This is a genomic window from Limosilactobacillus walteri (assembly GCF_014830205.1).
Classification (GTDB): domain Bacteria; phylum Bacillota; class Bacilli; order Lactobacillales; family Lactobacillaceae; genus Limosilactobacillus; species Limosilactobacillus walteri.
Window position 1 is genome coordinate 1 of sequence record NZ_QORN01000045.1, and the last position, 12,657, is coordinate 12,657.

At 39.6% G+C, this 12,657-nt stretch carries 13 protein-coding genes; 2 read left to right on the plus strand and 11 right to left on the minus strand.

What is annotated here, in order from left to right; translation table 11 throughout:
- Positions 1 to 275: 275 nt before the first annotated feature.
- The 7 genes from DTK66_RS09650 to ykzS all read right to left on the minus strand — a co-directional run bounded on the left by DTK66_RS09650 (position 276) and on the right by ykzS (position 6,387).
- On the minus strand, positions 276 to 524 hold the full coding sequence (locus DTK66_RS09650) for a YkuJ family protein (protein ID WP_153931349.1): 249 nt from the start codon (positions 522 to 524) through the stop codon (positions 276 to 278).
- 79 nt (positions 525 to 603) lie between these two features.
- Positions 604 to 1,617 (minus strand): lysylphosphatidylglycerol synthase transmembrane domain-containing protein, encoded by a 1,014-nt coding sequence (locus DTK66_RS09655; protein WP_191668528.1) that lies wholly within the window; start codon positions 1,615 to 1,617, stop codon positions 604 to 606.
- Positions 1,617 to 2,645, minus strand: coding sequence for a glycosyltransferase family 4 protein (locus DTK66_RS09660; protein WP_191668534.1), 1,029 nt, complete (start codon positions 2,643 to 2,645; stop codon positions 1,617 to 1,619). The genes DTK66_RS09655 and DTK66_RS09660 overlap by 1 nt, the downstream gene beginning before the upstream one ends.
- Positions 2,646 to 2,647: 2 nt before the next feature.
- Positions 2,648 to 3,865, minus strand: a complete 1,218-nt coding sequence (locus DTK66_RS09665; RefSeq protein ID WP_191668529.1) for a glycosyltransferase family 4 protein — start codon at positions 3,863 to 3,865, stop codon at positions 2,648 to 2,650.
- 218 nt (positions 3,866 to 4,083) lie between these two features.
- Positions 4,084 to 5,814: a phosphoenolpyruvate--protein phosphotransferase gene (gene ptsP, locus DTK66_RS09670; RefSeq protein WP_191668530.1), complete on the minus strand. Its 1,731-nt coding sequence runs from the start codon at positions 5,812 to 5,814 to the stop codon at positions 4,084 to 4,086.
- Positions 5,814 to 6,080, minus strand: a complete 267-nt coding sequence (locus DTK66_RS09675; RefSeq protein ID WP_153931353.1) for a phosphocarrier protein HPr — start codon at positions 6,078 to 6,080, stop codon at positions 5,814 to 5,816. Before DTK66_RS09675 ends, ptsP begins: the two co-directional genes overlap by 1 nt.
- Before the next feature lie 121 nt (positions 6,081 to 6,201).
- Positions 6,202 to 6,387 (minus strand): protein YkzS, encoded by a 186-nt coding sequence (gene ykzS, locus DTK66_RS09680; RefSeq protein WP_153931354.1) that lies wholly within the window; start codon positions 6,385 to 6,387, stop codon positions 6,202 to 6,204.
- Positions 6,388 to 6,665: 278 nt separating this feature from the next.
- Here ykzS and DTK66_RS09685 point away from each other — a divergent pair, with 278 nt between their 5' ends.
- Positions 6,666 to 8,870, plus strand: coding sequence for an ATP-dependent Clp protease ATP-binding subunit (locus DTK66_RS09685; protein WP_191668531.1), 2,205 nt, complete (start codon positions 6,666 to 6,668; stop codon positions 8,868 to 8,870).
- A 61-nt stretch (positions 8,871 to 8,931) separates the two neighbouring features.
- Here DTK66_RS09685 and DTK66_RS09690 read toward each other — a convergent pair whose 3' ends face one another.
- Positions 8,932 to 9,540, minus strand: coding sequence for an ECF transporter S component (locus tag DTK66_RS09690; RefSeq protein ID WP_153931355.1), 609 nt, complete (start codon positions 9,538 to 9,540; stop codon positions 8,932 to 8,934).
- Positions 9,541 to 9,692: 152 nt separating this feature from the next.
- Here DTK66_RS09690 and DTK66_RS09695 point away from each other — a divergent pair, with 152 nt between their 5' ends.
- Positions 9,693 to 10,415 carry a MucBP domain-containing protein gene (locus DTK66_RS09695; protein WP_153931356.1) on the plus strand — a complete coding sequence of 241 codons (723 nt, stop codon included), beginning with the start codon at positions 9,693 to 9,695 and terminating at the stop codon, positions 10,413 to 10,415.
- A 137-nt stretch (positions 10,416 to 10,552) separates the two neighbouring features.
- On the opposite strand, the gene DTK66_RS09700 is transcribed toward DTK66_RS09695, so the two are convergent.
- Genes DTK66_RS09700 through DTK66_RS09710 form a run of 3 tightly spaced genes read right to left on the minus strand, consistent with a single transcriptional unit; the run spans position 10,553 to position 12,466 of the window.
- Complete coding sequence (locus DTK66_RS09700) at positions 10,553 to 11,239, minus strand: hypothetical protein (protein ID WP_191668532.1); 687 nt, start codon at positions 11,237 to 11,239, stop codon at positions 10,553 to 10,555.
- Entirely contained in the window at positions 11,239 to 12,105 is an 867-nt protein-coding gene (locus tag DTK66_RS09705) for an ATP-binding cassette domain-containing protein (protein ID WP_191668533.1), read from the minus strand. Before DTK66_RS09705 ends, DTK66_RS09700 begins: the two co-directional genes overlap by 1 nt.
- Positions 12,083 to 12,466 carry a GntR family transcriptional regulator gene (locus tag DTK66_RS09710; RefSeq protein ID WP_153931359.1) on the minus strand — a complete coding sequence of 128 codons (384 nt, stop codon included), beginning with the start codon at positions 12,464 to 12,466 and terminating at the stop codon, positions 12,083 to 12,085. The genes DTK66_RS09705 and DTK66_RS09710 overlap by 23 nt, the downstream gene beginning before the upstream one ends.
- Positions 12,467 to 12,657: the final 191 nt, after the last annotated feature.

The following is a 12,657-nucleotide window of genomic DNA, read 5'->3' on the forward strand; positions in this document are numbered from 1 at the left end:
CAAAGGTCTACCTGTTGGCTGATTAAGCAGCCAATCAACATATTTATTATATCATATGTTGATTTAACTTGTCAAGAAGAAATTTTAATCATTTTAGAATTTCTTTTGATTGATAACTCAATCAGCAACTTTATTAATATACCATGACATAATTGCAATGTCAATTACTAGTTAGAAATAATTTTGAAGCTAAATAATGCTTCCGTCACATTTCGTAACAGCATGTAATAATATACCAACGATTCAATTTCTCGTCAACACTTTTTTCGAAAAAACTAAAAAGTATTTTCAAGATCATATAAACAATCAAAAACTTCGATGGCAACTAAATCAAGATCGTCAAACCGAAAACGTTCATAAGGCCGATAACGAACAAATACAAACTCTTGATGATCATGAATATAAGTTACATCACAAAGTGGAATCCCAAACTTTTCAAATGTACGCTTCTGTCGATTTTTTGAATAATCATTCTGCATCGCAATTAGTCTTTTTATAATCACCAATAATTCTGAATCTTTCAAACTATCATTCTCCTTTCACTACAAAAATAGAGGCTAGCATTAACTCAGCCTCTAACTAATTTTAATATAAACACGGCATCTACTTCTTAACCTTATCCGGCTTTACAAAGACTGCTACAATCCCCGCAAACATTCCAAAATAATACGTCAATAATCGCCATAAGATCATTGCTAAAACCAACTTCGTATTCGAATGAATGAAACTAGAAAATAAGACAGAGAAACTGTACTCTGCTCCACCCGCTCCCCCTGGAATCGGAAAAAGCGAAATAATCATAAAGATTAGCACATGGAGGCTCACAACCATTACAAAGTTAATATGGTGGACGCCAAGTGCAAGCATAATAAAATAGGGAATTGCATAATAAAAGAATAATTGAAAAATTGTTACAAGACAAACTTTTAACAACTTTTTATAGTCCCTTTTCATGCGAAGACTTTCCTGATAGAAAGTATCGACCTTTTCATTTAAGACTACTTTCATTCGTTCATAACGGCTTGCTTTCATAAAGAACGCTGCTGGTTTAATGACCAAGTTCATCAGCTTTTTGGTAAAACTATACCAGTACATTACCATTAACAATCCAACAATAACTGCTAAATGAATTAAAAAACCGAATAACACTAGCAAGGATAACGCATGGAGCTTCTCGGCAATGAAATGAAAACCAATCAATAAACTAATCAAAAAATTTACTACTATCATCGCCTGGAAAACAACAAACTTCATTAATAGAACAGAGCTTGCTAGCCCACCATCTACTCCCGACTGAATCATTGCAACTAATTGCGCCGGCTGCCCACCAGTAGAAAATGGTGTAATCCCGTTAAATAATTGTTCAATCAACGGTAAACGCAAGGCATCTTTCCAGGTAAAACCGTCATGGCGATCATTCATAAAAATTTTTACTACAACTGCTTCTAGTCCGAGGTATAAACAAATACACGCCAAAGCAATTAACATCCAACCCCAATTAATCGCTGAAACATCTTGCAAAAGAAGGTGGATATTAGAGTTGCGTAATGAGTATCCGAGTATTCCGACCCCAATAATTAGCATTAATCCTAATACTAACCAATTGCGTCTGCTCACTATGCATCCCCCTTTCGCGCTTGTTCCTTATAAAATTTGGTCCAAACGTCCGCTAAATGTTCTTTTGAATATTCTTGTGCCGCTTTTTGTGCCCGCTTTTGCCAGTATGCTAAACGCGCGGGATCATTTCGCAACAATGTCAGTTTCATCTGCATTTCATTAACATTATCAGCTGGTTCATAATCACCATCAATAATATAGTGATAAAGATCAAGGTTGCGTAACATAACAGGGGTTCCACAACTAAAGGCTTCTAAAACGGACATTGGAAATAGCTCATTATAGGAAGGCAATAAGAATAAGTCGGCTAGGTTATTTAATTCTGCAATTTCATCACGAGAAACAATTCCTGTAAAGCGCAGATTGGCAGGTGGATTGTCAACGACTTTTTTTAGTTCACTATAGCCATCGGTTAAGCGGCCAAACGAAAAACCCCCAGCCCAAATAAAATCAACATCGGGGTTTTGCTTAGCAAGACGAATAAAATCAGGAACACCTTTTCGTTCTTGAACTTGACCACTCCCTAACACCACAAAGCGCTGTGGATCAATCTTATATTTTTCTCGCAAAGCCAATTTGTCTTCTGATGAAACATGATAAAACCGATCACTATCTACAAAATTAGGAATGTATGTAATCTTATTTTCAGGAATTCCATATGCCACCAGCTTCTGTATAAATGAAGGGTTGACAACAACTAGTTGGTCCATTCGTTTATAAAAAGCAATAACATAGTGATAAAAAAGCCCGCGAAATGGCTGCGGGATTTTTAAACTTCCTTCAAGCGTTTCAGGAAGGAAATGAACATAACCAATTTTTCTTCCTCTTTTCCTAGAAAATGTAGAAAGATAAAATAATGGATCAATCGTATGATAATGACTGATTTGGCTTTTATCGTAACGATTAATTTTAATTTCAAAATTATCACTGCATCGGTTGCGTAATAAATTAATTAATTCGAGGTAGGCACTTCCTACTCCCTGACCAGCAACTTTATCCGCAGATGAAAACATTGTTATTTTAATCATCATTAGCTCCTTGAACGGCGAAATAGGTGACGGGATTTTTCAGTTTGCTTAATTATATCTTGGTTTGCAGCATCCTTTTGACAATCACGATAAAATTCAACAACACGCTCCACAAAAACTTCTGCTGAAATTTCATGCAGTTTTTGCTGCCGCTTTAATCGCGATTCTGTTGTTTTCGGTTGGTTTAAATAGTATAAAACACCATTAACAAGATCCGCTCTTTTTTGAAAGCTGATCCCGATTGCCGAGTCATCAATTAATTGGTCAGTATATTCGCTCCGCATCACAACAATCGGCAAATCCGATGCTAAGGCCTCATCATAAGTTAGCCCTTGTGATTCTGAATCTGATGCGGATACAAAAACATTTGCCATTTGGTAATAATGATAGACATCATCATTGGTAATCTCACCGGCAAATTGAACATGACTAGTAAGATCCATCTGCCGTACTTGGCGTTCTAATGTGTGCCGAGCCGGACCATCCCCCACAATTAATAGTTGAGCATTGGGTTGATAGGTAAGGATATCTGGCATTGCTTCAATTAATGTATGGATATTTTTCTCATATGCCAAGCGGCTTAATGACAATAATACAGGGGTATTTTCACTATAGCCTAACCGTGCTCGTAGGTTATTAATTTCTGTTTTTGAGTCCCGCTTATTGTATACCCGCAGATTGATCCCCGTTGGAATAACGCGGATTGGGGATTCAACATGGTAACTCTCTAAGGTAGCTAAAACACGATTACTAGGAGCAATTACCCCCGCCATGTTTTTTAAGTAGAGATGTGCTAGTCGCGCAACATCATGCGGTTTTAAAATATGACCATTGGCAATATAGTGCAGGTAATCCTGATACATTGTGTGATAAGTATGCAAACATGGAATATTAAGGTGCCGTGCTACCGTCTTACCCATTACTCCCAGGGCAAATTCTGTTTGATTATGGACAATATCTAGTTGAAACTTTTTAGCTAATTTAATTGCCCGAAAGACCCCGCGAACCGCAATCCGCCGATCAGAAAAAGAAACAAATGGAATACTCGTAAAGCGATAAATTCCATTTTCAACGTCATCATGCTTTGCTTTAGGATCAGTTGTCGTAAAGATATATACATGGTGTCCCTGCGCAATCAGTTCATCACGAAGCGTCTTAATAGATGTTGCCACGCCACTAACCTGCGGGAAATATGTATCTGTAAAAATCCCAATATTCAACCTAACTGCTCCTTTATCTCGTTACAAAAATTTTTAATAATAATTGCTATTATACTAAAGCATTCACTGAACCGCAAAACTGTATTTTATTTATTGTAGTCTCAACTACTAATACTAACAAGATTCACTTGTAATGATTAAGAATTCTTTACAAAATCTTTTACTTAATAATACTAATAGGGACTGCGCAATGCTCTCCAGTCCCTATCTGATTAATATTAAATTTTTAATTCTGGCACATACTTTTTAACAAGTTTTTGTACTTCAGCTGCTGTTTCGGCATTTATTGCCCGGTGAACTAATGGTTGAAGTTTACGTGTACTTAACTGATTGATTAGTGAGCGCACACGGAGAATCTGACTACTGCTCATTGAAAATTCATCAAGCCCCATCGCCATTAATAATGGAACCGCAAGTGAGTTGCTAGCCATCTCACCACACATGCCAACCCATTTTCCTTCTGCATGGGCTGCTTCAATTACTCGTTTAACCATCCGCAAAACAGCAGGATGAAGTTCTTGATAGAGGTACGCAACTTGCTGGTTCCCCCGATCAACCGCTAATAAATATTGGATTAGATCATTACTGCCAATACTAAAAAAGTCAACGTATTTTGCAAAATGATCGGCCATCACTGCCACCGCCGGAATTTCTAACATCATACCTACTTCAATATTTTTAGCGACTTGATAGCCAGCTTTTTCTAATTTTTCTTTTTCGTCATCCAAAATCGAGCGTGCCTGCTGAAATTCTTCAATTGTCGCAATCATTGGAAACATAATGGCAAGACGTCCATATGCTGATGATCGCAATAAGGCTCTTATCTGTGGGCGAAGAATCTCTGGCCGGGCTAAGCCAATTCTAATTGCGCGAAAGCCAAGATATGGATTGTCTTCATGCGGAAGCTTTACCATCCCCAATTGTTTATCGCCACCAATATCTAACGTCCTAACAACAACTTGTTGCTGGTTCATCGCTGATACAAATTTTTTATAAGCTAAAAACTGTTGTTCCTCGCTTGGCAGTTCATCTCGGTTCATATAAAGGAATTCGGTCCGTAACAAGCCAATTCCCTCGGCACCATCTTCTTGGGCATCGATAATATCGGCAAAAGTACCTACGTTAGCAGCCACTTCAAAGCGTCGTCCGTCAGCGCTAACTGTCTGCTTATCCTTGAGCGCTCCCCATTTTTGCTGTTCTTGAGCAAATTCGCCAGCCAATAAGCGATAATGTTCAATCTCTTCATTACTAGGATTAACAATTACTTTACCATGAATTCCGTCAACAATTAGTGTGTCTCCATCATGAATTAAAGCTGTTGCATCCTTAACCCCGACAACTGCCGGTAAAGAAAGCGTCTTGCTCATAATTGTAAAATGAGAGGTCCGACCACCATTGGCCGTTACGATCCCTGCTACATATCGCCGATCGAATTGCGCAGTATCTGTCGGTGTAATATTTTTGGCAACGAAAACCGCGCGATGATCCAACAATGCTGGATCCGGCAACGGGACATTTAGTAAATGACTTAATACCCGTTTAGTTACATCCCGCAAGGCAGTTGCCCGTGAATGCAAGTAGTCATTATCATTCATGCGCTCAAAAATATTTAAATAATAATCCTCCACCTTTTTTACTGCCCATTCAGCAGTATCATGGTGGTTATTGATTCGGTCAATAATCTTAGTTTGTAAAGTCGGATCATCTAAAATTGCAATCTGGGTGTCAATGATAGCGGCTGCCCGCTGACCAAGCGTTTCATGAGCATGTTGGTATAACTGTTGAAGCTCAGCCTTACTCAACGTAAAAGAATCATGAAGCCGGGCGACCTCATGATTCTCATCAGCTGTATGCTGTTTTTTTATAGATAGATCTGACTCCACTAACAGGTGGGCAGGAGCAATGGTAATCCCACTACTAGCTGCCAACCCATTTAGCAGTAAAGACATTAGTCAGTCAATCCTTCCTTTTTCATGGTTTCAGCAACGGTGTCCAATGCTTCTTTTTCGTCATCACCATTGGCAGTAATAGTAACCTTAGCGTTTTGACCAACACCAAGTGACATTACACCCATGATTGACTTTAAGTTTACACTCTTACCTTCATATGAAAGGGTAACATCAGATGCAAACTTAGAAGCAGCTTGTACCAAAATAGTAGCTGGACGAGCATGGATACCAGTTTCTGAAGTAATTGTAAATTCACGTTTTTCCATATTAATCAGTCTCCTTCGAGCAGATTTAATTAATTTATTATCAGCAGCTTGACCACTGATACACCTCGATATTTACATTTTAGCAATTGTAAGCGTTAAATACAAGCTTACATCTCGCGATTTATCGCTGTTTTAATTGGTATATGATTTTTCCGCCCCGTTGCGCTTTTCCTTCAATTTGCGAACGATATGCATATGCATGGAAAATTGGTTGAAATATTTGAAAGTTTTCGGGAGTAATCTCAAAATGATCAATCTTCTCTGTCCGTAAATCATCCAGCAATTGTTCAAAATCTTCTTCAGCCATCCAATCACCTCAATATAAATTCTCTGCTTACCTATTATACACAATAAATACCATAAAGCACCTGTTTTAGCATTCGTTGTCAAAGAGTGCTAAAATCATAGTGTGGTCTTTTGAACCTATTTATTTTGCCATGAAACTGCTTTTCTCTTTTAGAAAATATTTAAGTTTTTTAGCTTGCTTTGCGATAAAAAGTAAGTATAATATTAATCAATGGTCAAGAAAGGTCAAACAAAGACCCAAGCTTGCAGAACATTATTTAGGAGGTATTTAGATTTCAGATGCTATGTCAATACTGCCATCAAAATCCAGCCACGATTCATTTACAAATGAATTTTAATGGTCAACGGATGCAAATAGACCTCTGCCAAAATTGTTATCAAAAACTACAAAATCTACAAACAGAAATGATGAATGGAGGTAACGGAATGAATAATTTCGGTTTTGGAAGCCTCGAAGACTTCATGAATGCAATGAACAATATGCAAAGTCAAGCTGCTGGTGCTAATGGCCAAAATATGAACGGTCAAGCACAACGCCAAGGGGGCGGACGCAACGGAAAAGGAATCCTTGGTCAATACGGAATCAACCTAACAGACCTCGCCCGTCAAGGTAAGATTGACCCTGTCATTGGTCGGGACAATGAAATCAAACGGGTAATCGAGATTCTTAACCGGCGAACCAAGAATAACCCGGTTCTTATCGGTGAAGCTGGTGTTGGTAAAACGGCCGTGGTTGAAGGGCTGGCACAAGCAATCGTTAGCGGGGAAGTTCCAGAAAAGCTTGCTAATAAAGAGATTATCCGGCTTGATGTCGTTTCGCTTGTTCAAGGCACCGGAATTCGGGGACAATTTGAAAAGCGGATGCAACAATTAATGGAAGAAGTTCATAAAAATAAGAACATTATTCTCTTCATTGATGAAATCCACGAAATCATGGGTGCTGGTAATGCAGAAGGCGGCATGGATGCTGGTAATGTTTTGAAGCCTGCCCTTGCCCGTGGTGACTTCCAATTAGTTGGCGCTACCACTCTTAACGAATACCGAAAGATTGAAAAGGACGCTGCCCTTGCGCGGCGGTTCCAACCGGTTGAGGTTGATGAACCTTCTGTCGAAGAAACTATTCGGATTCTTAATGGTATCAAGAGCCGGTATCAAGATTACCACCATGTTAAGTATACTGATGACGCAGTTGTGGCTGCTGCTAAACTCTCTGACCGCTACATCCAAGACCGATACTTACCTGATAAGGCCATCGACCTTCTTGATGAAGCCGGTTCTAAGAAGAACTTAACCTTAAAGAACGTGGATCCAAACGCAATCGAAAATGAAATCCATACTGCTGAAGCACATAAGCAACAAGCAGCCGATAATCAGGATTACGAAAAAGCAGCCTTTTATCGTGACCAGGTAGCTAAGTTAGAAAAAGCTAAAAAAGAAGCAGAAGAAAACCATACCGAAGACTCGGCAACTGTTACGGTCGCTGATATGCAACGAATTGTGGAAGAGCGGACAAACATTCCCGTCGGTGACTTACAAAAGCAAGAAGAAAATCAATTGCGTGACTTAGACAAGAAGCTTGATGAACACGTAATTGGTCAATCACAAGCAGTGGATAAAGTTGCCCGCGCAATTCGGCGGAACCGGATTGGATTGAATAAGTCCGGTCGGCCAATCGGTAGTTTCCTCTTTGTTGGTCCTACTGGAGTTGGGAAGACCGAAACCGCTAAGCAACTAGCCCTTCAATTATTTGGATCTAAGGATGCAATGATCCGCTTTGATATGTCAGAATACATGGACAAGACCTCTACTTCAAAGTTAATCGGGGCTGCTCCCGGTTATGTCGGCTATGAAGAAGCAGGGCAATTAACTGAACAAGTACGGCGCCATCCTTACAGCTTAATTCTTCTTGATGAAGTTGAAAAAGCTCACCCTGACGTTATGCACATGTTCCTACAAATCCTTGATGACGGACGTTTGACCGATTCACAAGGCCGGACTGTCAGCTTCAAAGATACCATTATTATCATGACTTCTAACGCTGGAACTGGCGACGCGGAAGCAAGCGTTGGTTTTGGGGCTGAATCTAATGGTAGTACCCACTCAATCATTGACAAGTTAACGAACTACTTCAAGCCTGAATTCTTAAATCGTTTTGATGATATTGTACAATTTAACGCTTTATCTAAAGATGACTTAATGAAGATCGTTGATTTAATGATTTCCGACGTTAATAACATGCTAGCAGATAAGAACTTACACATTGACGTTCCTGCTGATGTTGATGAGAAATTAGTGGATATGGGCTTTGATCCTAAGATGGGAGCCCGTCCACTGCGGCGAGTAATCCAGGAACAAATTGAAGACCGGATCGCCGATTATGTTCTGGACCACAGTGATGCTCACAAGTTAGCCGCAAAGCTTGATAATGACGGTAATATTACTGTTGAAGCAGCACAAGAAGTTCTAACAAACGTTAAAAAATAAGCAATAAACTAAAATAAGCTGGAATTGAGACCATTATAAGGCCTTTAATCCAGCTTATTTTTTAATTCACTTCTAATCTTCGACGCACTTCCAAAACGGGGATAGCAACCATCGGTACAACTATGATTGCTAAAATTAACTCCGCCAGCCCGTTTGTCGCCATGATTGTTTCAAGGGCAATTAATAAATGATTAACATTAACCCCATATGTTTGCGCAACAGCAGGAGTACGGTAAAATAGATAGATAAAGCTTAATACGAGTCCCGTATTGGTAAGAGTTCCGATAACCGCGGCCCCGATTGCTGCTCCGTACTTTGATTTAAATAAGCGATACAGTAATATAAAAGTATAGCCGGCAAAAAAGCCAATCATAATCCGGGGAAAAACAGAAACGAGCGGGTTAACAAATACTAAGGGCGCAAGCGGACTACTGGGAGCAACAAACGCACGAACCCAGGTCAAAATTCCCCAAACGCCGCCGATAATCGCCCCATCCATTGGACCAAGGACAATTGCGGCAATAATTACGGTTACGTGCAACGTGGTTATGCTCAATGGCCCTAACGGAATATTACCAAAAAAAGGGATAAAATCTTGTAAAAGGATAATCGCAATAAAAATCGCTAAAGTCGTGTTATGCCGAATCTGTTGATGCCGTGTTTTTGCCATCTTTCTTCTCCATCAGAATAAATTTGAATAGGCTTATTGTAATAAAAAAATTAGTTATTCGCAATTATCAAGAGAAATATGGCAGTTCAATATCGTGTCAACTGCTAAAAAGCGCTATAATAATAAAGAACTAAGGTTACGGAGTGTTAATAATGATTGACAAGTTTAAAACTGGAAATCCAATCTGGGTTTACTATAATGACATCGATTCAGGGGCAAATCTGACCGTACCACAATTAATGCGTGGTTTTATTGGGCAGGAATATCATATCGAACGAAAACAATTTCCAAACTATCGTTACGTAAAAACGGAAGGCGAAACACAAGGAACTTTTGACATGCGTCAGCGGATCGTTCATATCTTTTATCGGAAACAAAACTGGGGAGAAGTTCAATCGATTGAGATGTATCTTCACCTTGATGCACCGACATATGTTTTTGATACCGCCGGCGGAATGCCAGTCGGCGCCCCTCTTCCCGCCGATATCACAGTTAAATCGTTCCACCGGGTCGCTACTAAGAATGGTCAGTTCTGGTATGAGATCGGAGCGGATCAATGGATTAAGTATGACCAAATGCACGTAGTTGATAATCCGTTTAACAATAATTTGCGAAAGGAAAAGTCCCGCCTCGTTAATAATATGACGGTAATCCCCCTTAAAGACGTTCGCGCAAAAGTTGATTACCTCCATAATAAATCAATTAATGTTTACGATGCCCCTTACGGCAATAAGGTTGCAGAGATTCCAAACGGGGATGAAGTTATCTTAATTGGGAAACTCAACGATAATGACGAGATTACTTGGTATCAGATCGGACGAAAGAAATATATTACCAGCAATTATATTCAAATTGAAGATACAGATGAAGATTAGCAGCGTGGGCTAGCAGTCCTCTAACTAGTTGAATGCCAAAAAAGCCTCCAGTATCCGGTAAAAGCGGACGCTGGAGGCTTTTTGTGTGTTGTTAATAGGTACGAGGAATGAATAATTTCTGTTCCTATTTAATTTGGCTAATCACGACGAAGCTGCATTTTATCATTAAAGAGCTTTGCTAATGCGTAGATAATCACTAAGTACAGCGCTAAGATCACCCACCACGTAATACTAGATGAGACAAGCACTTGGAGAAGCCGACTTGCTGATAATGCTGGGATAAAGCCAGCAAGGGAATACCCAGCCATTAATAGCAGGACAAAGCAGATAATGGGACCGCCAATACCAACAATCCACTTCCACCGCCGATTCAAGAGGGCAAAACCATTGCCAATCGCGGTCATCGTCAGAACAATACAACAGTAGGAGAGGAGACTGTGCCAAGCAGCATCAAACATGAAGGGATGGTGCAGCAAGCCAGTAAGCTGGCTAACAAACCAAACAAGAAGGGTCAATAACGCCATGGCAATAAGGCGCCCCTGCCAAAGGGTCTTGCGGGAAATACTGTTTTGAATTGCCCACTTAAAATCACTATACGGGGTAATAAGGAAGTAAAACACTAAGACAAAAGCTAATATACTCGAAAGCGTCGATGGAATTGCTTGCAGGCTCACCAAGAATGACTCAAGGTTGCTATTCATGATAAAACCTAAAAGATAAACTAATAGTTCAATCCCAATACCAACTGCTAACGCAATCCCCGCCGCATAACCAGCACGATGCAATGTTGTTGAAATAACTAAATTTCTCTTTTGTGTTTTCATTATTTCTCGCCCCCATCAGTTAAGTAGATAAATAAATGTTGTAAGTCATAGTGGTTTATTTTTACTTGGTCCGGAATCGCCCGTTGGTCATCTAACTTATCGAAAACATAAGCAGTCTTAATGTTTCCTAGCATTTCTGATTTTAAGACTTTTAATCCAGTGACATAATCGTCAACCAATTGCGCAGGCCCGCTAATTGCATAGGCTTTTGCTAAAATTGTGTCTAAATCGTCATTAAGTAAAATCTTTTGGCGATCTAAAACTAGGACATGTTCAACCAACTGCTGGATTTCTTCAATCAAGTGGGTTGATAAAACAAATGTCCGTGGCTTTTCTTGGTAGGTTTTGACTAACTCTTGGTAAAAAAGTTCACGGTGATTAGCATCCAGACCTAAGATTGGCTCGTCTAAGAGGATATAGCTCGCATTAACAGCCAATGCGACAATTAGCTTAGATGCTGTCCGCTGACCCGTTGATAAGTTTGTTACTTTAGATTTACCGTCAAGTTCGAAGGCCGTCAGCAAACGGTTGGCAAGATCATAATTAAAGTTGCCATAAGCAGCATCCGCAAGGTCAAAAGTCTGGTGAATATTCATTTCGCGTGGGTACAGATTAGCCTCGCTCATCAGGAAAATCTTGCTAAGAAGGTCATCATCATTATTGATATCTTCCCCGCCAATTCGGACTTCTCCGCTAGTCGGAAAGATACGGGAGCTCATAATATTTAGCAGGGTTGTCTTCCCCGCACCGTTACGGCCAAGCAAGCCATAAATTTTGGCTGGTTCTAAGTTAAATGAAATATTATCAAGAACCATAGTGTGCCGATATTTCTTTACTAAATTCTTAACCGTTAATTGTTCCATCATGTTCACCCCGTTCAATTAAATCTAATAAATGCTGCTTAGTGATGCCAAGCTTGCCTGCTTCAACCAACAAGCTCTTGACATAATCGTTATAGAAACTTTCTTTTCGTTGCTCCATAATTTTTTGCTGAGCTCCTTTTTTTACAAACATCCCTAACCCGCGTCGTTTTTCTAACAATCCCTTATCAACAAGAATATTCATCCCCTTAAGGACCGTTGCTGGATTAATATGCAGTTGTTGAGATAACTGCGTAGTGGATGGCACTTGTGATTCTTCATCAAAACCGCCAGAGAAGATCATCTCTTCAAGCTGGTCGGCAATTTGTTGGTAAAGCGGTGCGGAATCATCAAAATCAAATTGCATTGGAGCACCTCCTCATTAGTTGTATAGTTAATTACTTATGTAACTAAGTATATATGTTAAAGAACGATTTGGCAAGGGGTAAAAGAAAAAACTTCCTACTCGAGATGGTAGAAAGTTTTTGGGTATACACTTTCTGGTATGGATAAAAATTCTATGCCAGATTTTTTATACAAAAAGAGGACATTTGCTGT